The 23,640-nt window shown below is 47.3% G+C and carries 25 protein-coding genes and 6 tRNA genes; 11 read left to right on the forward strand and 20 right to left on the reverse strand.

From position 1 onward, the window contains the following. Positions 1-87 precede the first annotated feature (87 nt). Entirely contained in the window at positions 88-1,170 is a 1,083-nt protein-coding gene (locus tag ACQEXT_RS17340) for a ketoacyl-ACP synthase III (protein ID WP_426953052.1), read from the reverse strand. Between the two features lie 103 nt (positions 1,171-1,273). On the opposite strand from ACQEXT_RS17340, the gene trxC reads away from it, so the two are divergent. After that, a complete protein-coding gene (gene trxC, locus ACQEXT_RS17345) occupies positions 1,274-1,708 on the forward strand; it encodes a thioredoxin TrxC (protein ID WP_426953053.1) in 435 nt (144 codons plus the stop codon). On the opposite strand, the gene ACQEXT_RS17350 is transcribed toward trxC, so the two are convergent. Then, the gene (locus ACQEXT_RS17350) at positions 1,700-1,957 is read right to left on the reverse strand and encodes a hypothetical protein (protein WP_426953083.1); all 258 of its coding nucleotides are present in this window, start codon (positions 1,955-1,957) and stop codon (positions 1,700-1,702) included. The two genes, trxC and ACQEXT_RS17350, sit on opposite strands and share 9 nt — an antisense overlap. Here ACQEXT_RS17350 and ACQEXT_RS17355 point away from each other — a divergent pair. Then, entirely contained in the window at positions 1,905-3,065 is a 1,161-nt protein-coding gene (locus tag ACQEXT_RS17355) for an MFS transporter (RefSeq protein WP_426953054.1), read from the forward strand. The genes ACQEXT_RS17350 and ACQEXT_RS17355 overlap by 53 nt on opposite strands. 36 nt (positions 3,066-3,101) lie before the next feature. Here ACQEXT_RS17355 and ACQEXT_RS17360 read toward each other — a convergent pair whose 3' ends face one another. Together ACQEXT_RS17360 and ACQEXT_RS17365 are read right to left on the reverse strand one after the other, a co-directional pair. Next, positions 3,102-3,482 (reverse strand): nitrous oxide-stimulated promoter family protein, encoded by a 381-nt coding sequence (locus ACQEXT_RS17360; RefSeq protein ID WP_426953055.1) that lies wholly within the window; start codon positions 3,480-3,482, stop codon positions 3,102-3,104. A gap of 2 nt (positions 3,483-3,484) precedes the next feature. After that, positions 3,485-4,003, reverse strand: coding sequence for a GNAT family N-acetyltransferase (locus tag ACQEXT_RS17365; protein WP_426953056.1), 519 nt, complete (start codon positions 4,001-4,003; stop codon positions 3,485-3,487). 109 nt (positions 4,004-4,112) lie between these two features. Here ACQEXT_RS17365 and ACQEXT_RS17370 point away from each other — a divergent pair, with 109 nt between their 5' ends. Beyond that, positions 4,113-4,547, forward strand: coding sequence for a DUF4174 domain-containing protein (locus ACQEXT_RS17370; RefSeq protein ID WP_426953057.1), 435 nt, complete (start codon positions 4,113-4,115; stop codon positions 4,545-4,547). Here ACQEXT_RS17370 and ACQEXT_RS17375 read toward each other — a convergent pair. The 3 genes from ACQEXT_RS17375 to ACQEXT_RS17385 form a co-directional block, all read right to left on the reverse strand. Continuing rightward, on the reverse strand, positions 4,544-5,305 hold the full coding sequence (locus tag ACQEXT_RS17375; protein WP_426953058.1) for a carbon-nitrogen hydrolase family protein: 762 nt from the start codon (positions 5,303-5,305) through the stop codon (positions 4,544-4,546). The genes ACQEXT_RS17370 and ACQEXT_RS17375 overlap by 4 nt on opposite strands. A gap of 139 nt (positions 5,306-5,444) precedes the next feature. Next, positions 5,445-5,518: transfer RNA gene (locus tag ACQEXT_RS17380), tRNA-Cys, on the reverse strand. A gap of 13 nt (positions 5,519-5,531) precedes the next feature. After that, positions 5,532-5,618: transfer RNA gene (locus tag ACQEXT_RS17385), tRNA-Leu, on the reverse strand. A gap of 745 nt (positions 5,619-6,363) precedes the next feature. On the opposite strand from ACQEXT_RS17385, the gene ACQEXT_RS17390 reads away from it, so the two are divergent. Next, positions 6,364-7,344: a diguanylate cyclase domain-containing protein gene (locus ACQEXT_RS17390; RefSeq protein ID WP_426953059.1), complete on the forward strand. Its 981-nt coding sequence runs from the start codon at positions 6,364-6,366 to the stop codon at positions 7,342-7,344. A 50-nt stretch (positions 7,345-7,394) separates the two neighbouring features. On the opposite strand, the gene ACQEXT_RS17395 is transcribed toward ACQEXT_RS17390, so the two are convergent. From ACQEXT_RS17395 to ACQEXT_RS17455, 13 genes are all read right to left on the reverse strand, one after another. Then, positions 7,395-7,468: transfer RNA gene (locus tag ACQEXT_RS17395), tRNA-Cys, on the reverse strand. A gap of 14 nt (positions 7,469-7,482) precedes the next feature. Next, a tRNA-Leu gene (locus ACQEXT_RS17400) sits at positions 7,483-7,569 on the reverse strand. 69 nt (positions 7,570-7,638) lie between these two features. Further along, positions 7,639-7,714: transfer RNA gene (locus ACQEXT_RS17405), tRNA-Gly, on the reverse strand. A gap of 3 nt (positions 7,715-7,717) precedes the next feature. Further along, positions 7,718-7,791: transfer RNA gene (locus tag ACQEXT_RS17410), tRNA-Cys, on the reverse strand. Between the two features lie 166 nt (positions 7,792-7,957). Then, entirely contained in the window at positions 7,958-8,311 is a 354-nt protein-coding gene (locus ACQEXT_RS17415) for an MmcQ/YjbR family DNA-binding protein (RefSeq protein WP_426953060.1), read from the reverse strand. A gap of 47 nt (positions 8,312-8,358) precedes the next feature. Next, a complete protein-coding gene (locus ACQEXT_RS17420; protein WP_426953061.1) occupies positions 8,359-8,706 on the reverse strand; it encodes a HopJ type III effector protein in 348 nt (115 codons plus the stop codon). Positions 8,707-8,791: 85 nt separating this feature from the next. Further along, positions 8,792-9,550: an SDR family oxidoreductase gene (locus tag ACQEXT_RS17425; RefSeq protein ID WP_426953062.1), complete on the reverse strand. Its 759-nt coding sequence runs from the start codon at positions 9,548-9,550 to the stop codon at positions 8,792-8,794. Positions 9,551-9,572: 22 nt separating this feature from the next. After that, positions 9,573-10,472 (reverse strand): 3-hydroxyisobutyrate dehydrogenase, encoded by a 900-nt coding sequence (gene mmsB / locus ACQEXT_RS17430; RefSeq protein ID WP_426953063.1) that lies wholly within the window; start codon positions 10,470-10,472, stop codon positions 9,573-9,575. An 11-nt stretch (positions 10,473-10,483) separates the two neighbouring features. After that, positions 10,484-11,614, reverse strand: a complete 1,131-nt coding sequence (locus ACQEXT_RS17435) for an enoyl-CoA hydratase/isomerase family protein (protein ID WP_426953064.1) — start codon at positions 11,612-11,614, stop codon at positions 10,484-10,486. 11 nt (positions 11,615-11,625) lie between these two features. Further along, the gene (locus tag ACQEXT_RS17440) at positions 11,626-12,414 is read right to left on the reverse strand and encodes an enoyl-CoA hydratase (RefSeq protein ID WP_426953065.1); all 789 of its coding nucleotides are present in this window, start codon (positions 12,412-12,414) and stop codon (positions 11,626-11,628) included. 9 nt (positions 12,415-12,423) lie between these two features. Beyond that, on the reverse strand, positions 12,424-13,578 hold the full coding sequence (locus ACQEXT_RS17445) for an acyl-CoA dehydrogenase family protein (RefSeq protein ID WP_426953066.1): 1,155 nt from the start codon (positions 13,576-13,578) through the stop codon (positions 12,424-12,426). 9 nt (positions 13,579-13,587) lie between these two features. Continuing rightward, a complete protein-coding gene (locus ACQEXT_RS17450; RefSeq protein WP_426953067.1) occupies positions 13,588-15,081 on the reverse strand; it encodes a CoA-acylating methylmalonate-semialdehyde dehydrogenase in 1,494 nt (497 codons plus the stop codon). Between the two features lie 30 nt (positions 15,082-15,111). Beyond that, positions 15,112-16,323, reverse strand: coding sequence for a thiolase family protein (locus ACQEXT_RS17455; RefSeq protein WP_426953068.1), 1,212 nt, complete (start codon positions 16,321-16,323; stop codon positions 15,112-15,114). A gap of 174 nt (positions 16,324-16,497) precedes the next feature. On the opposite strand from ACQEXT_RS17455, the gene ACQEXT_RS17460 reads away from it, so the two are divergent. The 7 genes from ACQEXT_RS17460 to ACQEXT_RS17490 all read left to right on the forward strand — a co-directional run bounded on the left by ACQEXT_RS17460 (position 16,498) and on the right by ACQEXT_RS17490 (position 23,606). Further along, entirely contained in the window at positions 16,498-16,872 is a 375-nt protein-coding gene (locus tag ACQEXT_RS17460) for a MerR family transcriptional regulator (protein ID WP_138973529.1), read from the forward strand. 57 nt (positions 16,873-16,929) lie between these two features. Then, positions 16,930-18,099, forward strand: a complete 1,170-nt coding sequence (locus ACQEXT_RS17465; RefSeq protein WP_331418485.1) for an isovaleryl-CoA dehydrogenase — start codon at positions 16,930-16,932, stop codon at positions 18,097-18,099. Between the two features lie 12 nt (positions 18,100-18,111). Next, on the forward strand, positions 18,112-19,725 hold the full coding sequence (locus tag ACQEXT_RS17470) for a carboxyl transferase domain-containing protein (RefSeq protein WP_426953069.1): 1,614 nt from the start codon (positions 18,112-18,114) through the stop codon (positions 19,723-19,725). A gap of 3 nt (positions 19,726-19,728) precedes the next feature. Continuing rightward, the gene (locus ACQEXT_RS17475; protein ID WP_426953070.1) at positions 19,729-20,547 is read left to right on the forward strand and encodes an enoyl-CoA hydratase-related protein; all 819 of its coding nucleotides are present in this window, start codon (positions 19,729-19,731) and stop codon (positions 20,545-20,547) included. Between the two features lie 4 nt (positions 20,548-20,551). Further along, the gene (locus tag ACQEXT_RS17480; RefSeq protein WP_426953071.1) at positions 20,552-21,487 is read left to right on the forward strand and encodes a hydroxymethylglutaryl-CoA lyase; all 936 of its coding nucleotides are present in this window, start codon (positions 20,552-20,554) and stop codon (positions 21,485-21,487) included. Positions 21,488-21,660: 173 nt separating this feature from the next. Further along, positions 21,661-22,644 carry a response regulator gene (locus ACQEXT_RS17485; RefSeq protein WP_331418481.1) on the forward strand — a complete coding sequence of 328 codons (984 nt, stop codon included), beginning with the start codon at positions 21,661-21,663 and terminating at the stop codon, positions 22,642-22,644. Beyond that, positions 22,641-23,606 carry a diguanylate cyclase gene (locus tag ACQEXT_RS17490; protein WP_426953072.1) on the forward strand — a complete coding sequence of 322 codons (966 nt, stop codon included), beginning with the start codon at positions 22,641-22,643 and terminating at the stop codon, positions 23,604-23,606. Before ACQEXT_RS17485 ends, ACQEXT_RS17490 begins: the two co-directional genes overlap by 4 nt. The last annotated feature ends 34 nt before the right edge of the window (positions 23,607-23,640 follow it).

Consider the following 23,640-nt stretch of genomic DNA (forward strand, 5'->3'; position numbering starts at 1 on the left):
GTTGTTCTTATCGTTAGGCCAATATAATAATATTAATGCTAGTGAAAGTCGCACCTTAAGTGCGACTTTTGCTGGTATATAAGGGAGTTAAGCGCGCTTTTTACAATGCTCGATAGCATTGCTCAGCAGCTCAAGTGCGCTCTGATTACATTCAGGTAGAGCCGCGTTACTTTCTCCTACAGGGGTTACTCGGTCACCCCACCGAATATGGCAAGCGCCCCAAGTGAGGCCAGCACCGAATGCAGCCAATAGTAGGTTATCTCCTGGCTTAACGAATCCTTGTTCTAGGGATTCACATAACGCGATTGGTACCGTCGCCGCTGACGTATTGCCATAGTTGTGAATATTAACGAACGCTTTATCTTGGCTGATTGAAGAGAGATCACATAAGGTTTGGATAATGCGAATGTTTGCCTGATGCGGGATGACCACATCAATGTCGTCAGTGGATAAACCACTACGCGCCAATACGTTTTGCGCTGCGGCACCCATACCTTTTACAGCTCGTTTAAAGATCTCTTTACCTACAAAGTTGAAATCCCAATAGCCATTGTCGGCAGCAAAGCGATCCATTGATGTGCCAAATTTAGGAACAGAAAGAATGTCACGTCCAGCAGAGTCACAGCCTAGTTGTGCCTGCTGCAAGCCCACTTGCTCTTCTGTACGAGTTAACACAACTGCGCCCGCGCCATCGCCAAACAGCACAGCAGTATCACGCATTGTCCAGTCAATAAAGAATGACAAACGTTCAGCACCAACCACTATCGCATTTTGATAATTACCCGCCTGCATCAGACGTGTTGCTGTTTCTAAACCATAGACAAATCCCGTACACGCAGCATTAAGATCAAACGCAGTTGCGGCTTTAATGCCAAGATTCTGAGCGACTTTAGAGGCAATATTCGGAATGAGTGAGTCTGGTGAACAGGTGGCAATAATGATGAGGTCAATCTCATCAGCACTTTTTCCCGCGCAAGCCAACGCATGCTTTGCGGCAACGGTGGCCATGTCAGAGGTGTTGACGTGACTAATACGGCGGTTTTCAATACCAGTTCTGGTTCTAATCCATTCATCTGATGTATCAAGAAAAGTGCTTAAATCCGCATTAGAGAGCGTAGCTGGTGGTAGGCATTTCCCCCAACCAGTAATTTCTGCATAGAAATTTTTCATTCAGGGCCTTTGAATTTGTTATTTGTATCACTCGATTGTTTCAGAGTATAACTATCGATGACATTGACTGTCATCTTATAGAAAAAATAACGAGAGAAAAACTATGTCTACCTTTAATACTCGATGCCCATCTTGCTCAGGTATCAATCGGGTGCCGACCGAACGTATTGCCGAATCTCCAGTTTGTGGGAAATGCCAAACACCCCTACTCGTTGGGGCACCTATTGAAGGAACCGATTTAAACTTCACTGCAATTTTAAACAGTGGCGTACCCGTGGTGGTCGATTTTTGGGCACCATGGTGTAACCCATGTGTCGGATTTGCTCCCGTATTTGCAGACGAAGCCAGTGAGCGAGCAAATAATGTTCGATTTGTAAAAGTCGATACTGAAAGCCAGCCAAACCTCGCAGCAATGTATCAAATTAGAAGCATTCCAACCGTAATGGTGTTTAAAAACGGCAAAAGAGTCGACATGGTGAATGGCGCCTTACCCAAGAGTCAGTTTAATCAATGGCTTAGCCAAGCCATTTTAAAATAACCAACCATCAAAACCCTCAATTACAGCGGTTAAAAATGCATATTTTGGCCGCTTTTCTTTGCAATTATTCAGCCCCATTATTGATAATGGTTTTTTATCGTCAAGATTAAAACCTTTCGCTTTACCTTCACCAACTTTAGTCCGATAGTCGCGCCAAATCCTGTTCATATTTAATCCGTACTTTGAGGCCACGACATTGGAAAATACCCTAGCCCCTGCTCCTAAAGCTCGCATTTCAGTGCCTGTCATTGCGCTTGCTCTATATGCAGTCGCTTCAGGCTATTTAATGAGCCTAATTCCTTTAATGTTGCCTGAATATGGACTCGAAGGTTCTCTAGCAAGTTGGTTGGCAAGCGTGTTCTACGCTGGCCTACTGATCGGGGCTATTGGTGTTGAACCTTTAGTCAAGAAAGTCGGTCATCGCTCAGCGTTCGTTTGGTGCTTAGTGGCATTTATCATCACCATCATGATGCTGCCTTTGTTACCCAACGCCACCGCGTGGATCATCGCCCGTTTTGTCGCTGGTATGGCCGTTGCGGGCGTATTTGTCATCGTCGAGTCGTGGCTGCTACATGGTGATGAAAAAGCCCGTGCTAAGCGTCTTGGGTTGTACATGGCATCATTGTATGGCGGTAGTGCGCTAGGACAACTTGGCATTGGCGTCATTGGCATTTCCGGCGGTGTCCCTTTTATCACCATAGTGACATTGCTCATTGTCGCCGTAGTGGTATTGCTATTCGGTGAAAGTGACCAGCCAGAAAGCGCGCACAGTATTCCGTTATCTCTAAAACAGATTGGAAAACTGAATCACGCTGCGATGATTGGTTGTGCGGTATCCGGACTGACCCTTGGTGCCATCTATGGTCTTATGCCTATCGAATTGCAGACTCGCGGTATTCAAAATAGTGATATTGGTGGTCTGATGGCGATTATTATCCTTGGCGGAATGGCGGTTCAACCTATCGTGCCATGGTTATCTAAATTCTTAGGCCGCACATTGTTGATGGCGCTGTTTTGCATGTTAGGTGTAGCAGCAATTACATTCACAACCATGGTTGATGGCCTGCAAGCTTTAGGCGCTGGCTTGTTTTTATTAGGTATGGCGACATTCGCACTCTACCCTGTCGCAATCAACTTAGGATGCGACAAGTTAGAGGCGAACTACATAGTGTCTGCCACTCAAGTTATGCTCTTTAGCTATAGCATCGGCTCTGTTGCTGGCCCTGTTGCCGCTGACTGGTTTATGGCGGGTACACAAGGCTTAATGGGCTACTTATTCGCGACTCTATTGGCAACGTGTTTGTATATGTTGATTGCTAGTATCCGTACGAAACGTCAAGCAGTCGCTGGCGAATAACCACCACAAATAAGGACACGATTTGTGTCCTTTTCTTTATCTATTGAGTCTCTGAAATCGATTGGAAGCATTAGGCTCAGGCTTGTCAGGTACCGCTTTGCGTTCGTGAAGTAGGTGACGAATTGATAGCAATGGATGTGGCAATAACATTCTTGGCCCTGCATATCGCATCACAAGTTTCATCTGTTGCTTCGGTTCAGGTTTGTAGCAATGAATCGGACATCGATTACAAGTAGGTTTCGCCTTACCATACGGGCAACGATCTAACTTAGTTTCGGCGTAATCACGCAGTGCCTGACACTCCACACAGAGTACCCCGTTTGTCTTGTGATGATCACGACAGTAAATGACGATCATGGCACAAACTGTTTTGAACTCGGTAAGCAACTCGCCCTGTAAAATGCTCGATATGGCCATGTTTATGCTCTGGTCAGGTTCATTTGATACAAAAGTAAATCTACTGTATCACTTATTGGCTCTTGAACTTTGACATAGGTAAAACCTAGTTTAGTTAATAAAGCTCGGCTTCCAACGTTGTCGCTCGTTGTGATCGCCACCAGCTCATCTATGTTTGACCTCTGTTTGGCGTAATTAATCACTGCCTGACCTGCTTCATAGCCAAATCCTTGCCCATACGTTGAAGGCAAGAAACCATAGCCAATGTCATATGCACTCAATTCAGGCCTTTTGATTAAACCGCATACGCCAAGCTTCTCGTGACTATCGAGTCGCTCTACCAGCAAAAGACAAACACCATGCTGTTGATGCATGGCTAGAATCTTCTCTTCGATATACTTCACTGCATCTGCTTGCGAGCGTATCTGCTTATCACCAATAAATTGAAGGAAATCAGGTGTGTTGTACAACTGCTCAATAAAATGAGCATCGCTTTGTTCAACCATTCTCAACCTTAGTCGCTCAGTGATCAGTGAATGCATAAATTTTGTTTCCTATAATTTTACTTAGGTGTGAGCTTAACATCGCCAAGTTACGTAAAACATCTATCAATGTCGATTGTTGTTAGGTATTCACGGGAGATGAGAACTGATGCGTATTTTCCTTCTACTCGCTGCCCTGCTGTTCGGTCCCATGGCTTGGGCCTATCCTGCTTATAGCCACCCAATGCCTCACCGTAGTCTGATCTATTTTGCTCCGACTAACGACTCTCACGTCAAACAATTTGTTCTGGAAAGCTTAATCAACGAATGTGAGCTAGAAGAGCGAGACTTGGTCACGCTTGTCGTTACCGCGGATGGCTTTACCTCTCCAGCATGGATGAAAGAGGAGTTTGACCTGCCAGCGTTATTTGACGCTTACAAGGTTAAGCCTGATTCACATACCATAATATTGCTCGGCAAAGACGGTGGAGAGAAACGTCGCTGGGACAAAAAAACGGACTGGGAACTCGTCAAACACATTATCGACCTGATGCCAATGCGGCAGCGTGAAATGGCGACTAAAGTGAGCCCGTGTTCCGCTTAGTTGATATCTATCGGCACGTAACGAGCGTCAATATCGCAGCCTTTAAAAGTGCAAAGGACTATGCCGCTCTGTGCCGATTCTGAACAAAACACCTGCTCACCTTTGGCGTTCCATAGCGAATTTTTACCACATGCTTTCCAGCCACCCGTTGTCGATATGTGATTACTTAGCAGTACTGGGAAACGGCATTTAGTCGCGATGTCAGCGAGAAGATTTGCATCGGCTTCAAAGCCTTGCTGAGAAATAAGTGCGCTAACCAAATAAAGGGTTGCGTTCAGCTGATGCGCGGCTTGTGAGTGCTCTGGTGCTGAAAAATCTGCACATATTGCTAGTGAAATCCTATGACCGGCGATTTCAAGTAGATAATCCTTGTTTCCAGCTGAACAATATATTTCCTCACCTTGGTGCAAATATTGTTTCGAATATAATTCCACCTTTCCGTTAGGAAGACAGATCACCGCAGCGATCGTGGGTTTTATCGTCGCAGATGTTTTTAAAGGAAAGCCAGCAATAACAGCGGCGTTCTGCGCAACGGCAGAATCTGACAAACGGCTAAACACGTCAGATTGAGTCGTCATTGCAAGCTCTTCAGCCATTTCGAGCTCGTAACCGATCAGCGACAACTCTGGAAAGACAACGACATCGGCGCCCTTTTGTGCAGAGATTGCGATCATCTCCAAATGCCGTGAAAGATTGGCTGGCAAGTCACCTTTCGTGACTGGGATTTGCACCAAGCTGATTGTGAGTCCAGTGTTCAAAGTTCCTCCTTAACCAAACAAATACTCGATGAGGCTTATAGTGCCGTGAGTTCTGTTTTCTCGCAATGGTAAGATGGTTTTGAATGGGTGTTTTAAGTGGATACAAAAAAACCAGCCCTTGGCTGGTTAATATATGAAATGGAGGCGCGTCCCGGAGTCGAACCGAGGTCCACGGATTTGCAATCCGCTGCATAGCCACTCTGCCAACGCGCCTCAAATTTTCAGATGGTGCCCCGGGCCGGACTTGAACCGGCACAGCGCGAACGCCGAGGGATTTTAAATCCCTTGTGTCTACCAATTTCACCACCAGGGCAACGCAATTTGCGATGGTACACCATCATCCGAACGAGCATGTCATTCGAACGAGGTGTACTTTAATCGATTGTTCGCCAAGGTCAATATAATTAAGACTTAATTGAGTTTGAATGCCGAAAAATTCAGCTTAGCGGTTACAAAACAACACAAACAGCTAAGAATCAGACAGTTCCCTGTCCAGCAGTACGTTCAACAATTCATCGACGCAGTATGCAAGTGTTAATTTTTCATAAAATAATTTTGGCCGTCTAAGGGACGATGGTTATGGCTCTGTCCTTAAAGATGACGTTCTCGATATTGACCAGCGTATCTTTGCCTGTGACATTAGCAAAACTTGTATGCCCCGTAACGAGACGGGAGCAACTGTGACAAGTCACATACTTTGGTCGCTTCAACCACTTCCATCACACTCTCCTTAAAACGGCGAAAGCCTCTCTCACTAACGGAGAGAGGCTTCGCTGCCTGTGACGTTGTTATCTCTATTTTGGCCGCCGTTTACGGAGGCTAATATTGTAGAGCAAATAGAGTGCCAGACACTTTCACCTTGCAAATTCAACAACTTAAACCAACACCAACAGAATTATCGCACTAGATGTGTGCAACAACGTTCGATTCGGTGCGAAGCGAAGCAACACTTGGCGCTGTTGTCTGATTTTCACCTTCGCTTATCCCACCATAGATATTCACCAGACAGATGAGTTATAGTGGCTCAAGGCTGATTAGTCGCTATAGCAGGGAAGGTGATGGACGACTATAAACAACAAATTGAACAGCTCAAGCATGAGAATGAAGCGTTAAAACGTGCCAACCAGCGTTTGCAAGAAAAGCTCAACGTTGCACTCGATGGCAACGGGCTTTGCCTATGGGAACAGCATGTACCATCAGGAAGGTTGACCATTTTTAACATGGAATGGGGAAAGATGCTCGGCTACCAACCCAATGAACTCACCGCCACGGTAGAGACATGGAAAAGTAAGCTGCACCCAGACGATTATGATTTGGCTGTTGGCGCTTTTGAAGACCATATTGCAGGTAAAACCGACCTTTATCAGGTCATTCATCGTATGACCCATAAAGATGGCACCGACAGTTGGGTTTCCGATCGTGGCAGAATTGTTGAGTACGCAGAAGATGGTTCGCCGCTGCGTATGATGGGCACTCATATCGATATCACCCAAGAAAAACGCTATGAAATTCAGCTCGCCAAACTCGCCAATAGCGACCCTTTGACTGGTGTGTTGAATCGTATCGCCATTGAGGATGCTTTTGATCACCAACTCACGTTCAATCAACATAAAACCAGCGCACTGATCTTTATCGATATCGATAACTTTAAAAACGTTAATGACCAATCCGGCCACCAAGCGGGCGACAGGTTATTGATTGAAATTGCTGAAGGTGTGACCCGTCACATGCCTAAAAACGCTAAAATCGGCCGTCTTGGTGGCGATGAATTTGTCATTCTTTGCGGTAACTCCACCCGCGACCAGATCACACACCTTTGTGATTCACTGTTGGTCAATGTGATGCCATCGATCAATACCAACAACAGAGCCGAGATTGGTTTAAGTATAGGAGCTTGCCTATATGCAGGAAGTCACCATCAATTCGCTGATATCTATCAACGCGCTGATCAGGCCATGTATGAGATTAAGAAAAACGGCAAAAATGGTTTCGCACTGGTTGAGTTAGACGACTCAAATAAACCATTGGCAGAAGTGTAAAAACAGCAGATACAAAAAAACCAGCAACAAGCTGGTTTTTTTTATTCGAATGGAGGCGCGTCCCGGAGTCGAACCGAGGTCCACGGATTTGCAATCCGCTGCATAGCCACTCTGCCAACGCGCCTCAAATTTTGTAGATGGTGCCCCGGGCCGGACTTGAACCGGCACAACGCGAACGTCGAGGGATTTTAAATCCCTTGTGTCTACCAATTCCACCACCAGGGCACACAAATCTAAACTTGTGATGGAGACACCATCTAGGATATCGATATAAAAATCGCTACCAAAATAATCTGGAGCGACACACGAGGTTCGAACTCGTGACCTCAACCTTGGCAAGGTTGCGCTCTACCAACTGAGCTAGTGTCGCAAATGGAGGCGCGTCCCGGAGTCGAACCGAGGTCCACGGATTTGCAATCCGCTGCATAGCCACTCTGCCAACGCGCCTTTTTTTTCAACGCTTTAGGTTACCCACCGCGGCGTTCGCTGCATACTTTACGGATTGAGCGATGAGAGTCAAATAAAAATATCACATTTTATTTTGATTGCTGAGTTTTGAAGCAATATGGCGCTTGTTTGATCTATACGTTCACTGATTGTACTTACACAATCGCTAGCTACCGAGTGAAAGCTGTTGCAACTTAGGCAACTTTTTCACGACGAGCTGATAAGAACGCTCACACAAGTCTTCAATCATACCGTCTTCCACATCTCCCGGATAATAAACCGTAACCCAATGACGTTTGTTGGTATGATAACCAGGTGTGATGTCACTGAACTGGCTCGTCAACACCTCACCATCTTCAGGCACCACTTTGACTGTCACATACTCCCTTCCTTCCCTTTCCGCCAATATGGCAAACATCTTACCTTTAACTTTGTACACAAGCGCCTGAGGGCCGAATGGATAGTCCGCTTCTGCACCGACGAATCCATCTAGAAACTGGACAAGTTGAGTATTGTTCATCGTATTACTCCCAAAAACAAAAAAGGAGCCTGACGCTCCTTATTTGGCTAAGACTTAGCGACTAATGCATTGCCTGAAAATTCAATCCCTTGCCATCCGTATTGAATAAAATTACGAATGTTGGCGTGATCTTCACCTTGAGGATTACCCAAAACATCATCACGGTAATATCGACCAAAGCAAGCAAGCGTTGCCGCAGGTTGCAGTTGATTCAACTGAGCAAATGCAAAGATCTTACAAGACCCATTGTTTTGATCGGCTTGATTGTGGGTATTGCCGTTAGTGAATGCCGTTGGGGTAAAGCTGTAGTTCGCATCAATAACGGCCATCGTCTCTTCAAACTGAACGCTTTCAGGTGCCTGAGCAAGTTTGTCTAGAAAAGAATTAAGTTCCATATCAGTGTGTACTCCTTTGATTTCGGAACACTTTATAATATGGAGTGAGAGAATGAAAGACACAGGCACTCACAAAGGGTCGGCCTTACATCCGAATCCCCCCATCCACTTCAATGACTCTTGCGTTGACATAATCGTTTTCGAAGATGAACTTCACCGTATGAGCAATCTCTGATGTTTTGCCCATGCGTCCAGCAGGAATCATCGCTTCAAGCCGCGCTATTGCCTCGGGCTTCATCTGCGCAGCCATTGGGGTTTCAATAACGCCTGGCGCTATCGCAACGGCGCGTATCCCATAACGCGCTAACTCTTTACCCCACGTTGTCGCGAGTGTCGCGACGGCAGCCTTAGACGCGGCATAGTTGGTTTGTCCGATATTTCCTGCCCGAGCGACACTCGATATATTGATGATCACGCCCTGACTATCCGTTTCTATCATGCGGAGTGCCGCTTCCCGTCCACACAAAAACGTTCCCGTGAGGTTAACATCAATGACAGCATTAAATTGCTCCAACGACATTTTACTTACCACGCCGTCTTTCACTTTGACCAGCAATCCATCTCGCAGAATGCCTGCGTTATTAATTAAGCCATTCAATTGCCCAAAATCAGTGACAATGTCACTAAAAACGTGTTCAACTTGCGCTTCATCGGTTACATCAACACGGTAAGTCAGTGCTTTTACGCCCAACATATGGCACTGGTCTTGGGTACTTTTCAACGCCTGTGGATTAACATCTATCAGAGCCAGTTCAGCGCCAGCGTGGGCGAGCGTAATCGCCATCATCTGACCTAGCCCCTGTCCTGCTCCGGTAATTGCAATGACACTCTCTCTTAACTCCATGGCTTAGTCCTTCGTATCGTGGTTAGGATTTCGATTGATAGAATTCAAACAAGCTAGAAAAATCGAGTAGCTCATTACCCTTTGCATTATGAAGAGCATAAAGGTTCCGCGCTAAAGCTCCCATAGGCACCGAAGATTGGCTTTTTGCAGCCGCCTCGATGCCGAGGCCAAGATCTTTGAGCATAAGTTTACTCATAAAACCAGGCTGATAACCTTTTGAAGCGGGTGACGTTGCCATAACATCGGGACATGGGTTGTAGAGCTCCAACGCCCAATTGCGTCCTGAGCTTTGTAGCATGATATTGGATAACACCTTTGGATCTAAGCCGTTATCCATCCCTAAGGTCAGCGCTTCGCACGTTCCTGACATCAAAATACCCAGCATCAGGTTATTGCAGATTTTGCCCATTTGACCGCTACCCACAGAGCCAGCATGAAAGATGTTTTTACCCATGTGTTTCAGCACTTTCTCAGCATGTTCGAATGCCACATCACTTCCGCCAACAATAAAAGTCAAAGTCCCTGCTGCTGCGCCAGCAACACCCCCCGACACTGGGGCATCAACGAATTCGATCCCTTGCTTCTGTGCAGCTAGGCCAACAAGGCGCGCCGACTCCGGATCAATGGTCGACGAATCAATCAGTAAAGTGCCCGAAGTAACATGAGCCAATAAACCTTCATTGTTTTCCGCACCGAGATACACTGCCCTAACATGCTCACCTGCTGGCAGCATAGTGATCACCACATCTACATTGGTAACCACATCTTTTAGTGAATGACACAGTGTCGCCCCCGCCTCAACCAGTGGACGCGTCAACGCTTCCACCAAATCAAACACCTGAAGATGACAACCTGCGTTGATCAGGTTTTGAGCCATTGGCGCACCCATGTTACCAAGTCCAATAAACGCTATCCTTGCCATGGTTTTCTCCTTTAGTAATGACCCAATTGTGCCAATGGGTGTGCCTCTTCACTCCATAATGAAGTAAACATTTGATCAATTGCAGCGGTATCGACAGCGGCCACGTTGGGGAATCGCCACTTAGGTTGACCATCCTTATCGACGAGTCGCGCTCGTACCCCTTCCTGAAATTCCCCCATCAACGCACTTCGTACCGAGAGAATCAATTCCAGACGAAAGCAATCCGCTAGTGAGAGTTGGTCAAACTCGGTCATCTGTCGATAACAGAGATGGACAGTAATCGGGCTGCCAGAAACCAGATTGGCTTTCGCTGTCTCTAACCATGCATGATTGCCCTTTAAGGCAAGAATATTGTCGGTAACTTGCAGTGCACTGTCGCCATCGCACGCCTGTTGTATCTGATGAAAATAAGGCATGATCTGTAAGTCAGGTTTATAAGTGCTGCTTTCTGCCTCGAAACTTTCAAGTATTTCGGTTACGACCTCATAAGCATCATCCACACACTCCCAGTCGGCGACTTGCAGTTGTTCGAGTAGCACTGATTTATGCTGAGAAAGTGCGATATGATCGGCCAGATGAAGCTCCAACGCATCCGCTGAGTTGACCATGATGCCTGTCATACCAAGAAACATCCCGATACCTCGATCCAGTCGATTCAGGAACCAAGTTCCTCCTACATCAGGGTAGAGACCTATCGTGACCTCCGGCATCGCCAAGCGAGATTCTGGGGTAACGACCTTGTGGCTAGAGCCCATATACAAGCCCATACCGCCCCCCATGACAATACCCTGACCCCAAGCAATAATCGGTTTGCAATAGGTATGGATCAGATAGTCACATTGATATTCAACGCTGAAAAATTGGCTGCAAAACTCTTGAACTTGCTGTGGCGTTTTGTCACGCATAACCTCATGCATGGTACGAACATCACCCCCTGCACAAAATGCTTTTTCTCCACTGCCGTCTAGCAATACGCACACGACCTGATCATCTTCGTGCCAACGCTCTAACTGCTCTTTAAGTACAACCAACATCTCATAGGTGAGCGCATTGAGTGATGATGCGTTATCTAATGTCGCTACGCCTACCTTGTGGTTGTTATCGCTACAGGTTAATTCAGTGAAGTGAACTGTGTCCTTCATGCTGATTCCTCCTATCTGTTTTTCCATTGTGGTGGGCGTTTTTTCAAGAACGCATTGACGCCTTCTTTCTGATCTTCGCTGTTAAATAAGCCAATAAATAGCTCCCTCTCCATGACCAAACCATGAGATATCGGGCTTGTACGCGCATTCTGAATTAACTGTTTACAAGCCGACACTGAGGTTGGTGACTGATTGGCGACGTTGTTCGCAAGTGCAACTGCGCGACTTAACGCTTCACCTTGTGGAACCACTTCTTCAATCAATCCTATTGTTACTGCTTGGCTTGCATCGACTTGCTCTCCACACAAAATAATCCGTTTGGCCCACCCTTCTCCCACCAATGCAGTGAGGTTCTGCGTTCCTCCCGCACAAGGGAGAAGTCCGACTTTCGCTTCAGGTAGTGCCATTCGTGCCTGCTGCTCGGCAATCCGTATATCACAGGCAAGCGCTACTTCTAGTCCACCCCCCATGGCGTAGCCATTGATCGCGGCAATGGATACACCTCGAAATGCAGAGAGTGTCTCAAATGCTTCCCCAAACACCCTTGCCATATCGATGGCGACACTTTTGTCACCCGATGCAAAAAGATTCAGATCCGCTCCCGCTGAAAAGAACTTCTCTCCTTGCCCAGTGATGACTAATGCGTACACGTCTGGCATAGCGTTAAGCGACAACACCAACTGTTTGAGCGCGACAAGGCTGTCTCGCGTCCAAGTATTTGCTGGTGGATTGCTGATGGTGATAACGGCGACGTGATCAGTAATCTGGTATTGAATCGCGCCATCTTCATTGTGCTGCATACTTGCCCCCTAAAGTAGTTGCGCTTCTTCCTGAAGCAAACGTCTTGCGATAATGACACGCATAATCTCGTTTGTGCCTTCAAGGATTTGATGCACGCGTACATCCCTGAAATAGCGTTCCATCGGATACTCTTTGATATAACCATAGCCGCCATAAAGCTGTAGCGCCTGATCGCAAACCGCAAAACCTATGTCGGTTGCGTAACGTTTTGCCATCGCGCAATAGGCAGTCGCCTCTGAGTGATGGTTGTCGAGCTTGCTCGCTGCAAGTCTTACTAACTGCCTAGCGGCAACCAATTCCGTTGCCATGTCTGCGAGTTTGAATTGAAGCGCCTGAAATTGTGCCAAGGACTGACCGAACTGCTTGCGCTCCTTGAGATATTGGGTTGATTGATTGAGGGCTTGTTGCGCCGTTCCTATCGAACACGTCGCGATGTTGATCCGTCCTCCATCTAGCCCTTTCATCGCAAAGGTAAATCCTTGCCCCTCTTCGCCAAGTCGATTTTCTGCTTCAACGAACACGTTATCAAAACTGATGCTGCGCGTTGGTTGACTGTTCCAACCCATTTTTGGCTCTTTACGGCCATAACTGATCCCTGCTCGATCAGCGGGCACAACAAAAGCCGAGACTCCCTTGGCTCCTTTCTCACCGGTTCTCGCCATCACAACCAGTACGTCCGTCTCCCCTGCACCTGAGATGAATACCTTTGCCCCGTTGAGAAGGTAGCCATTGTCCGTTTTCGTAGCAGACGTAATTAACGCTGCGGCATCAGAACCAGCGTTGGGTTCCGTCAAACAGTAGGAACCCAGCCACTCACCGCTGGTGAGTTTAGGGCAATAAGTGTCAATCGCCTGTTGTGTGCCAAAGGAGCCAACCATCCAAGTAACCATATTGTGAATGGTCATAAAGGCAGTGGTCGACGTACACCCCATCGCTAATTGTTCGAATATCAACGAGGCATCAAGACGCGATAATCCCAAGCCTCCCGCCTGTTCTGGTGTGTACAAGCTTAGAAAACCTAATTCACCCGCTTCGCGCAGTATCGCCTTAGGAAAAATCTGTTGTTCATCCCACTGCGACGCCATTGGCATCAGCTTTTCTCTCGCAAACTGATTCGCCATATCGACGAACGCTTTCTGATCTTGGTTGAGTTCAAAATCCATAGTGACTCCTTAACGCAACTGAATGGTCATGTTTGGCCCACTGGGAATGTCATCTTCAAACCAGCGCGCTGTCACTGTTTTGGTTTCCGTGTAAAAGCGCACAGCCTGCTTACCATAAGCATGCAAATCACCGTAGAAACTTGCTCGCCAACCGGTAAATGAGAAGAAAGGAAGCGGAACAGGGATTGGCACATTAATACCGACCTGTCCTACCTGAATTTGGTGCTGGTACTTTCTCGCTGCAGCGCCACTGGCGGTGAATATGGATGTTCCATTGCCATAAGGATTGTTGTTAATCAACGCTATCGCTTGCTCTAAGGTATCCACTTCTAGACAGACTAAAACGGGGCCGAATATCTCTTGCTGATAAATGGACATATCCGTAGTCACGCCACTAAACAAGGTCGGAGCAAGCCAATTGCCGTTCGGGTATCCATCGACGCAGCACTGGCTACCATCAAGCACACAAGTCGCCCCCTGTGCTTTTCCTTCCTCAATCAAACCAATGACCCTGGCTTTCGCCTGTTCACTGATCAGAGGTCCGTAACCCGCTTGATCGTCATTCCATGCTCCCGGTGTTACTTTCGCCATCTCGGTCGCCAGATCGCTGATCCACTGCTTAGACTCTCCGACAAACACAGCGGCAGAAATCGCCATACAACGCTGCCCTGCGGCACCCACTGACGCTCCAACCAAGTTACTAATCACTTGAGCTTTGTTAGCGTCAGGCATCACTACCATGTGATTTTTTGCTCCCGCAAAGGCCTGCACTCGCTTATTGTGCGCCGTTCCCGTCTGGTAAATGTATTTCGCCACGCCAACAGAACCAACAAACGACACCGCCTTGATCACGGGGTGAGACAACAGATAGTCCACTTGATCCTTGCCGCCATGAACAATTTGCAGCACTCCTTTTGGGGCTCCTGCTTGGGCGAACAGTTCCGCCAAGCGCATCGCCGTTAAAGGGACTTGCTCTGAAGGCTTGAGGACAAAGGTATTACCAGCTGCAATGGCAAGCGGAAACATCCATAGCGGTATCATGGCAGGAAAGTTAAAGGGAGTAATACCACAGCAAACGCCAAGAGGTTGAATCAGCGAATAGGTATCAATATCTGTCGCGACGTTTTCAACCGTTTCGCCCATCATATTGCTGGCGATATTTGCCGCCTGCTCAACCACTTCAATACCTCGCCACACGTCACCTTTGGCATCGACGGTGGTTTTACCTGTCTCTTTTGACAGCAAGCGTGCCAGCTCGTCGTGATGCTCTTTGAGCAAATGCTGATATCTGAGCATAAGACGCGCTCTGTCTGAAACGGCGACTTCTTTCCAAACGTGGAATTGCTCTAGCGCGCTCTCTATCGCCTGTTCGATTTCAGCATCCGTCGTACAGGGCAATGTTGCGATGATCTCATTCGTCGCGGGGTTGGTCACTTCTATCCAATCACTCGTTTTGGACTGACAAAACTCGCCACCAATAAATAAACTGACTGACTGTGTCATTGTGATTTCCTTTTCCATCGTGAAGTTGGTTTAGAGCGGGATCTCGATACCGATCGCGGTAGCCTCTCCTCCACCAATGCAGATTGCGGCAACCCCTCTCATGACTTTTCTCTGGCTAACATCGCCGTCCACTCCCATTGCCTGTAGCTGTCTTAGGCTGTAGATCAGCGTAGTTAATATTCTCGCCCCACTCGCACCTATTGGGTGGCCCAAGGCACAAGCTCCCCCTTTAACATTTACCTTGTCTTGGTCGAGTCTAAGTTCGCGAACAGCAATTTGTGTCACAACCGCAAAGGCTTCATTGATCTCCCAAAGATCAACGTCACTCACCTCCCAATCAAGCTGCGAAAGTAGCTGTTTAATCGCGTACACGGGGGCAATGGTAAATTCAGCGGGTTCTCTGGCATGGCTCGCGTGCGCTTTGATAACCGCCAAGGGTTTCGCGCCATGAGATTTTGCGGTTTCGCTATCAATGACGACTAACGCAGCGGCTCCATCAGAAATGGCACTCGAATTGGCCGCAGTGATCGTTCCATCCTCAGAAAAAGCCGCTTTGAGGCGTGATATTTTTGACAAATCGATTGATGGTGGAAGTTCATCACAACTCAGCAGCTCTCCGTTTTGAGCTGCGACTGGAACCATCTCTTGGTCGAACATGGCTTGGCTTTGCGCAGCTAATGCTCGCTCTACAGACAAGGTTGCCCATTGGTCCATTTGCTCACGGGTGAAATGGTATTTATCCGCCGTTCTTTGACCGTAGACGCCCATAAGTTCACCTTCATAAGCGTCTTGCAGGCCATCAAGGAACATATGATCATAAGTGGTTTTGTGCCCGATTCTCATGCCACTACGCGCATCTCTCAGCAGATAAGGGGCATTACTCATGCTCTCCATACCACCAGCAACCGCGCATTGAATCGAACCTGCGCGAATCAGATCGTTCGCCAGCATCACGGACTTCATTCCTGAACCACACACCTTATTGATCGTGGTACAAGCAGTATGCAGAGGCAACTTCGCTACCCGTGCCGCTTGTCTTGCTGGCGCTTGACCGCATCCTGCGGGCAGTACACATCCCATGTAAACTTGTTCAACAATTTGCTCAGATAAGCCTGACTGTTCTATTGCAGCACGAATGGCGATCCCACCTAACTGTGGGGTAGAAAGACCAGCCAGCGCACCTTGAAAACGGCCCATTGGAGTTCGTTTCGCTGATACGATCCATATCTCTTTCTGCTCCATTTGATGCCCCTTTTATGCTGACATTATTTCTTGACGTTTACGTAAGCATAGCACTAACATTTACGTAAACGTAAAGAAACGAATCAATTACATTTTATCTGTTTAGGTTGACTCGCCAACATAGGTGCCAACCGTCTAATAGCCCAAATAAGAACACATAGGAAATTTAGCTCAGTGGAAAAATATAAGATCAGCGAACTCGCTAAAGAATTTGATGTGACGACGCGCAGTATCCGCTTTTACGAGGATGAAGGACTGATTCATCCAGAGCGAAAAGGCAGTATGCGTATCTACAATCGTCGTGATAGAACCCGGCTCAAGCTTATTTTACGTGGGAAGCGTCTTGGGTTTTCTTTAGCAGAAATCCGCGAATTATTTGAGCTGTACGATACACACCAAGGTGAAACTCAGCTAACAGAAATGCTGAAGATCATTGATGAAAAGGAAGCGGTGCTACTGCGCCAGCTCGAAGACATTAACCATATGCTTGAAGATCTCAACGTAGCGCGTGAACGTTGCCAGCAAGCATTAGTTGTGGACCCTCAATAACTTATCGTCCTCAAACGTCTTCGAATACTACGTTATAAGCCGATAGTCGGAGGCGTCATGATAAGCCAATATACACCGCTCAATTTTGGGCAAGATGAATCGATCAATTTGTTGCGTGAACACGTCAACGGGTTTGCGCAACAACAGATCTCACCGCTTGCCAGCGATATAGACCGCTCCAACTCATTTCCTAACCATTTATGGCCATTGTTCGGTGAAATGGGGCTACTCGGCGTGACCGTTTCTGAACAATATGGCGGAGCTGAGATGGGCTATCTTGCCCATGTTGTGGCGATGGAAGAGATTAGCCGCGCCTCAGCGTCCGTAGCGCTCAGCTATGGGGCTCACTCCAACCTCTGCGTCAATCAAATATTTCGCAATGGGACCCAAGCGCAAAGGCAACAATTCCTGCCCAAGCTGATCGATGGTAGCCATGTAGGAGCGCTTGCGATGAGTGAGCCTAACGCAGGTTCAGACGTTGTTAGCATGCAATTAAAAGCGGAACTTAACGGCGACCACTACCTACTCAATGGGTCCAAGATGTGGATTACCAACGGCCCAGATGCCGATGTGGTGGTTGTCTACGCGAAAACGGATGCGACTCAGGGTGCGCACGGTATCAGCGCATTCATCGTTGAAAAAGCGGTCTCTCCTTTCCAACATGCTCAAAAACTGGACAAGCTTGGTATGCGGGGGTCCAACACCTGTGAGCTGGTCTTTAATAATTGCCCTGTCCCCGTTGAAAATATGCTGGGAGAAGTGAATCAAGGCGTAAAAGTATTGATGAGTGGATTGGACTACGAACGCGTCGTACTCGCCGCAGGTCCACTTGGAATCATGCAAGCGTGTCTCGATTTGGTGATCCCTTATGTTCACGACCGTAAACAGTTTGGACGTTCCATTGGTGAGTTTCAGTTGGTTCAAGCCAAAGTTGCTGACATGTATACACGATCCAATGCAGCCCGAGCCTATGTGTACGCGGTTGCCAATGCTTGTGATAACGGACATGCAAGCCGCAAAGATGCCGCGGGTGTGATCCTTTACAGTGCAGAACTTGCGACTCAGATGGCACTGGATACCATTCAGTTGCTCGGCGGTAATGGATACATAAACGAATTTCCTGCGGGTCGATTACTACGTGATGCCAAGTTGTATGAGATTGGTGCAGGTACTTCAGAAATCCGACGCATGCTAATTGGTCGGGAACTGTTTGAAGAATCACGTTAAAGGGAGCTGACTATGGCCGTGATTAAGTCGAAGATTCACACCGACGCCCCACTCTACATGAAAAATCTTGCCGCAATGTCCACGCTGGTTAAACAGTTAGAGGATGACATCGCATCTATCAAACTGGGAGGCGGCGAAAAAGCAATCGCCCACCAGCGAAAAAAAGGCAAGCTACCCGTACGTGAACGCATCGAGCATCTTCTCGATGCCAACTCTCCATTTCTTGAAATAGCTCAGTTCACCGCGTGGAATGTGTATGACGAACCTGTTCCTTGTGGCGGTGTTGTCGCTGGTGTGGGACAAATCAACGGTCAGTCATGTATGGTGATTGCGAATGATCCTTCAGTGAAGGGCGGAACATACTACCCTCTGACGGTAAAGAAACACTTACGAGCACAAGAGATCGCCCAACGTTGTCAGCTGCCCTGCATTTATCTGGTAGATTCAGGTGGTGCCAACTTGCCTCACCAAGCCGATGTCTTTCCTGACCGCGAGCATTTTGGTCGCATCTTTTTCAACCAAGCCCGAATGTCGGCGAAAGGGATCCCACAAATCGCCGTTGTCCTCGGGTTATGCACCGCAGGAGGCGCTTATATCCCTGCGATGGCGGATGTATCGATCATAGTGAAACAGCAAGGCACGATATTCTTGGCCGGCCCCCCATTGGTTAAAGCCGCAACCGGTGAGATTGTGACCGAAGAAGAGCTCGGTGGTGCCGATGTACACTGTCGAAAATCAGGCGTCGCTGACTATTACGCGGAAGATGAACTGCATGCACTTCAGTTGGCAAGACAAGCTGTCTCTAACACTAACTTATCGTGTGAGCTTACCCCATCCGTTCATCAGACACAGAGCTCATCCCCCCTTTACAACATCGAAGAACTTTATGGCATAGTGAATGCGGATCTTCGCTTATCGTTCGATGTACGTGAAGTCATCGCCCGAATCGTTGACGGTTCGGAGTTCGACGAGTTTAAAGCCTTATTTGGTACAACTTTGGTTTGCGGCTTTGCACGTATTGAAGGCCATTTGCTTGGCATTATCGCCAACAATGGCATTCTGTTTTCCGAATCAGCTCAAAAAGGAGCCCATTTCATTGAGTTGTGCGCAAAACGAAAAGTACCGCTTTTGTTCCTGCAAAATATCACCGGCTTTATGGTGGGGAAAAAGTTTGAAGAAGGCGGTATCGCCAAAAATGGCGCCAAACTGGTCATGGCCGTCGCGTGCGCTGACGTACCCAAGTTTACCATTATCATTGGAGGATCTTATGGTGCGGGCAACTATGGTATGTGCGGCAGAGCCTATGACCCTACACTGATGTGGATGTGGCCCAATGCGCGAATTTCCGTGATGGGGGGAGAACAAGCGGCGGGGGTGTTAACTCAGGTCAAACAACAAGTCATGCAGCGTCAGGGAGAAAGTTGGACTCAGGAGGACGCCGAGCAATTTCGCCAACAGATCCTTGAACAATACAACCATCAAGGACATCCCTACTACGCCAGCGCCCGTCTATGGGACGACGGCATTATTGACCCCAAAGATACGCGACAAGTTCTGGCGCACGCGCTCAAGTTAGCCCTTCGTCACCCGATTAATGATAGCCAGTTTGGTATCTTCAGGATGTAAATTATGGCCACCAGAATCGACCGAAATCTCCACCAAAACATTGTCTACCATATCGATAACAATGGTATTGCGACCGTCACTCTTTGCCGCCCTGAAAAAGCCAATGCCTTCAACGCTGAAGTCATTGCTCAACTGATCACCGCTTTAGATAACCTCTCCGCCGACCCAATGGTGAAAGCCCTGATCCTCAATAGCCAAGGTAAGCATTTTTCAGCTGGTGCAGATATCGAGTGGATGCGATCCATGGTGACTAAGAGCGAGCAGGAAAATCAGCTCGATGCGTACCAGTTAGCCACTCTGCTTGATAAGCTTGATCGATTCCCTTTTCCGACAGTAGCAATTGTCCAAGGTTGCGCCTTTGGCGGTGCGTTGGGACTCATTTGTTGCTGCGACATGGTGTTTGCCAGTGAGAACTGTCAATTATGCTTGAGTGAGGTCAAGCTAGGGCTCATCCCTGCGACAATCGCTCCTTACGTCATCAGAGCGATGGGCGTACGCAACGCCAGGCGATATATGCTATCGGCGGAGCGAATCGATGCCCACACAGCACTCGAACTCAACCTGATTCACCACATCTCTCCTTGCTTAGATATAACCGAGGATGCGCACCAATGGCTACTGCCAATACTGAATCATGGGCCACAAGCAATGGTTGAAGTTAAGCGCCTTTGCCACCACTGTAGCGAGTCACCGATTGATGACGCTTTAATGCGTTATACCAGTGAATTGATCGCCAAAATACGAGTGTCACCTCAAGGACAGGAAGGCTTGTCCGCATTCTTGCAAAAGAGAGCGCCTGACTGGATGAAGAAGGAACATTAGCGGTATGAATCAAACGAACAAGGTGAACGTCCCAGACATACAACTCGAACAGGTCAACATCTTTGAAGTGGGGCCTAGGGACGGCTTGCAAAATGAAGCGGCATTACCTGTCGAGGTAAAAATAGCCTTGATTGACCAATTGTCCGCAACCGGATTAAAACAGATTGAAGCAGGGGCTTTTGTTTCAGAGAAAAAGGTGCCCCAGATGGCTAACTCCGGTCAGGTATTTGCCAATATCAAACGGCACCAAGGGGTGATTTATTCTGCGTTAACGCCTAATGTTCAAGGGCTTGAAAAAGCGCTAAAACATAACGTACAACAAGTCGCCGTCTTTACCTCCGCTTCGGAAGGATTTTGCCAACGCAATATTAATTGTTCAATTTCTCAAAGTCTTCAACGGTTTAAGGACGTGATAGATTTGGCGCATGCGCATAACATTCCTGTTAGAGGGTACTTATCTTGTGTCGCGGATTGTCCTTATGACGGCCCAACCCAACCAGTACAAGTTGCTGAACTGACCCAAGCGTTGCTCGATATGGGCTGCTATCAAGTCTCTCTCGGCGATACGATTGGTACTGCTACGCCAAATCGAACTGCGCAGTTGCTTGACGCCATTCTCACCAACACGCCCGCGACATCCATTGCGGTTCACTTCCACAACACCTATGGACAAGCACTGGCCAATATTTATCAGTCCCTCCTTATGGGCATCAATACGATAGATTCAAGCGTCGCTGGCTTAGGAGGTTGCCCTTATGCGAAAGGGGCGTCAGGAAATGTCGCGACAGAAGACGTACTTTATCTATGTCATGGACTTGGGATTAAAACCGGTGTTGATCTCAATGCCGTTGCTAGGGTCGGCGCATTCATCTGCCAAACGTTAAATATCCAGCCTGCATCTAATGTTACACGCGCATTACAGTGCAAAATTCGTACATAATTATGTGCCGACCATCCAACTTTTGTGATTTACATTTAAAAAATGCGTGAAGTGCGAGCTACAAAAATGTTATCTATATGGTCAAATGTTTGAACAATCGTCACAATACTGACGCATAGCCATTCGTGCCTGCTTAAAAATGGCACTCTGCTACAGGTGTATAAGTTACCGTCATGAACATATTAGTTTGCGATGACTCGTTGATCGCTCGCAAATCCATCATTAGTCGAATTGACCCTTCAGATACTATCCAAATTTTCCAATCAGAAAACGGAAAAGCCGCGTTAGAAATCATGAGTAACCAAAATATCGACTTGTTGTTTCTTGATCTAACTATGCCTGTTATGGACGGTTTCGAAGTCCTCGCGTCTCTGCCTGTAAGCTACTACCCAACACACATCGTCGTCGTGTCTGGTGATATTCAGATTCAGGCCAAAAACCGATGTCTTCAACTTGGTGCCAATGAGTTTATTGAAAAGCCTTTTGTTACCGCTGATCTCGTCGAACTCTTTAATCGTTTTGAGATTCCGCTAAAAGCAACGACAACCCAGCACCCAGAGCTAACGCCAAACGCGATTGATCTTATGGGCGCAATTCGCGAAATGAGCAATATAGCGTTAGGTGCCAGTGCATCTATCATCGCCGAACAAGTGGGCAAGTTCATTGAAATGCCATTACCCAACGTCGCTTCATTGCATCAATCAGAATTAAAAATGACGGTGCAAGACATCGTCAACAATTCTGAATCCCGCGCGGTTTCACAACGTTTTGTCGGCAATGGCATCAATGGGGAAGCCTTGGTGTGCCTACATGGCAAAGGGTTTGAACAGCTTACAAACGTAGCATCGGATGACCAGGTTAACTCCACCAACGAAGTCATTCTCGACATATCAAACTTGCTGGTTTCGTCATTTCTGGTCTCTTTTAGCAAACAGTTGGACATCTCGATATCGTTGCGCCAGCCGATTGTGCTGGAAAAAGAACCGCTGCAAGCATCGCTGAGTTCTAGCGGTTTCCTTGAGGAGTATGACCAAGACATTTTCACGATCGAATTTGTCTACAAAGCCGAAAATCTGGATGTCGCTTGTGACATTATTTTCTTAATGGATAACGAGTCTCTTGATGCCATTCAACAAATTCTGGAGAGCTTAATATGACGGCGAGTGAAATCGGAGACCTTCACTGGGCAATGCAAATTATCGGCGATCTTGATGCTGGGCTGATCGTCGTCGATCGCGATTACAAGGTATGTGCATGGAACACATTCATGCAGTCGTACAGTGGAATCAGTGCCGATCAAATCCTTGGAAAAGTGCTGTTTAGTGTTGTTAGAGATCTACCTGAAGCTTGGCTGCGAAAAAAGGTCAATACCGCATTTAGTCTCAATAGTAGAGGCTTTTCTTGCTGGGAAGACCGCCCTTACCTGTTTAAATTTAAAAACTTCAGCCCTATCTCCAACAGCTTAAGTGAGATGCGCCAAAACATTACGTTTTCGCCACTGACCTCAGTAAATGGTGATGTGTCGCACGTGAGTTTGATCATCAATGACGTGACGGATATTGCTAAAAATAAGATTCATCTGTTGGATTCAAACCAAAAACTGTCCAGCTTGAGCCAAACAGACGGACTCACTAAGCTTTACAATCGCGCACATTGGGAAATGAATCTACAGAAAGAGTACGAACACTGTCAGGTGACGGGTGAAGTCTCATCACTTGTTATTTTTGATATTGACCATTTTAAACGTGTCAATGACACATATGGCCATACTGTAGGCGACGAAGTAATCCGTCATGCCGCTGAAGCCTTAAAGCGTGCCTCACGCAGTACCGACATTTGTGGACGCTACGGCGGTGAGGAGTTCACGGTTATCCTGCCTGGTACATGTGCCAATCAAGCGCTTTATTTCACTGAACGGTTACGTAAACGGATTGAGAGCTCGATAGTCAAATGTGATCAACACCATGTCAAATATACTATCAGTCTTGGCGTGTGCGAGATTTCACCGCTCCAATCAAGTCACCTTGCTTGGCTTGAGCATGCAGACAAGTCGCTCTACTTATCCAAAGAGTCTGGGCGAAATCGTTCGACTGTTTTCGAGCCTTCGTTCGTTGAATAACTATTCAATTCAGCGCTCTAATAGATCCCGTGTT

This window comes from Vibrio sp. TRT 29B02, from assembly GCF_050113655.1.
Classification (GTDB): Bacteria; Pseudomonadota; Gammaproteobacteria; order Enterobacterales; family Vibrionaceae; genus Vibrio.

Bases quoted from the DNA above. Each gene is read 5' to 3' on its own strand.
- ACQEXT_RS17470 (WP_426953069.1), top strand. From the start codon at position 18,112: ATGGCCGTGATTAAGTCGAAGATTCACACCGACGCCCCACTCTACATG.
- ACQEXT_RS17435 (WP_426953064.1), bottom strand. From the start codon at position 11,614: ATGAAGGACACAGTTCACTTCACTGAATTAACCTGTAGCGATAACAAC.
- ACQEXT_RS17475 (WP_426953070.1), top strand. From the start codon at position 19,729: ATGGCCACCAGAATCGACCGAAATCTCCACCAAAACATTGTCTACCAT.
- ACQEXT_RS17415 (WP_426953060.1), bottom strand. From the start codon at position 8,311: ATGAACAATACTCAACTTGTCCAGTTTCTAGATGGATTCGTCGGTGCA.
- ACQEXT_RS17465 (WP_331418485.1), top strand. From the start codon at position 16,930: ATGATAAGCCAATATACACCGCTCAATTTTGGGCAAGATGAATCGATC.
- ACQEXT_RS17360 (WP_426953055.1), bottom strand. From the start codon at position 3,482: ATGGCCATATCGAGCATTTTACAGGGCGAGTTGCTTACCGAGTTCAAA.
- ACQEXT_RS17480 (WP_426953071.1), top strand. From the start codon at position 20,552: ATGAATCAAACGAACAAGGTGAACGTCCCAGACATACAACTCGAACAG.
- ACQEXT_RS17490 (WP_426953072.1), top strand. From the start codon at position 22,641: ATGACGGCGAGTGAAATCGGAGACCTTCACTGGGCAATGCAAATTATC.
- ACQEXT_RS17485 (WP_331418481.1), top strand. From the start codon at position 21,661: ATGAACATATTAGTTTGCGATGACTCGTTGATCGCTCGCAAATCCATC.
- ACQEXT_RS17425 (WP_426953062.1), bottom strand. From the start codon at position 9,550: ATGGAGTTAAGAGAGAGTGTCATTGCAATTACCGGAGCAGGACAGGGG.
- ACQEXT_RS17390 (WP_426953059.1), top strand. From the start codon at position 6,364: ATGGACGACTATAAACAACAAATTGAACAGCTCAAGCATGAGAATGAA.
- trxC (WP_426953053.1), top strand. From the start codon at position 1,274: ATGTCTACCTTTAATACTCGATGCCCATCTTGCTCAGGTATCAATCGG.
- ACQEXT_RS17445 (WP_426953066.1), bottom strand. From the start codon at position 13,578: ATGGATTTTGAACTCAACCAAGATCAGAAAGCGTTCGTCGATATGGCG.
- ACQEXT_RS17340 (WP_426953052.1), bottom strand. From the start codon at position 1,170: ATGAAAAATTTCTATGCAGAAATTACTGGTTGGGGGAAATGCCTACCA.
- mmsB (WP_426953063.1), bottom strand. From the start codon at position 10,472: ATGGCAAGGATAGCGTTTATTGGACTTGGTAACATGGGTGCGCCAATG.
- ACQEXT_RS17365 (WP_426953056.1), bottom strand. From the start codon at position 4,003: ATGCATTCACTGATCACTGAGCGACTAAGGTTGAGAATGGTTGAACAA.
- ACQEXT_RS17450 (WP_426953067.1), bottom strand. From the start codon at position 15,081: ATGACACAGTCAGTCAGTTTATTTATTGGTGGCGAGTTTTGTCAGTCC.
- ACQEXT_RS17420 (WP_426953061.1), bottom strand. From the start codon at position 8,706: ATGGAACTTAATTCTTTTCTAGACAAACTTGCTCAGGCACCTGAAAGC.
- ACQEXT_RS17350 (WP_426953083.1), bottom strand. From the start codon at position 1,957: ATGACAGGCACTGAAATGCGAGCTTTAGGAGCAGGGGCTAGGGTATTT.
- ACQEXT_RS17440 (WP_426953065.1), bottom strand. From the start codon at position 12,414: ATGCAGCACAATGAAGATGGCGCGATTCAATACCAGATTACTGATCAC.
- ACQEXT_RS17455 (WP_426953068.1), bottom strand. From the start codon at position 16,323: ATGGAGCAGAAAGAGATATGGATCGTATCAGCGAAACGAACTCCAATG.
- ACQEXT_RS17370 (WP_426953057.1), top strand. From the start codon at position 4,113: ATGCGTATTTTCCTTCTACTCGCTGCCCTGCTGTTCGGTCCCATGGCT.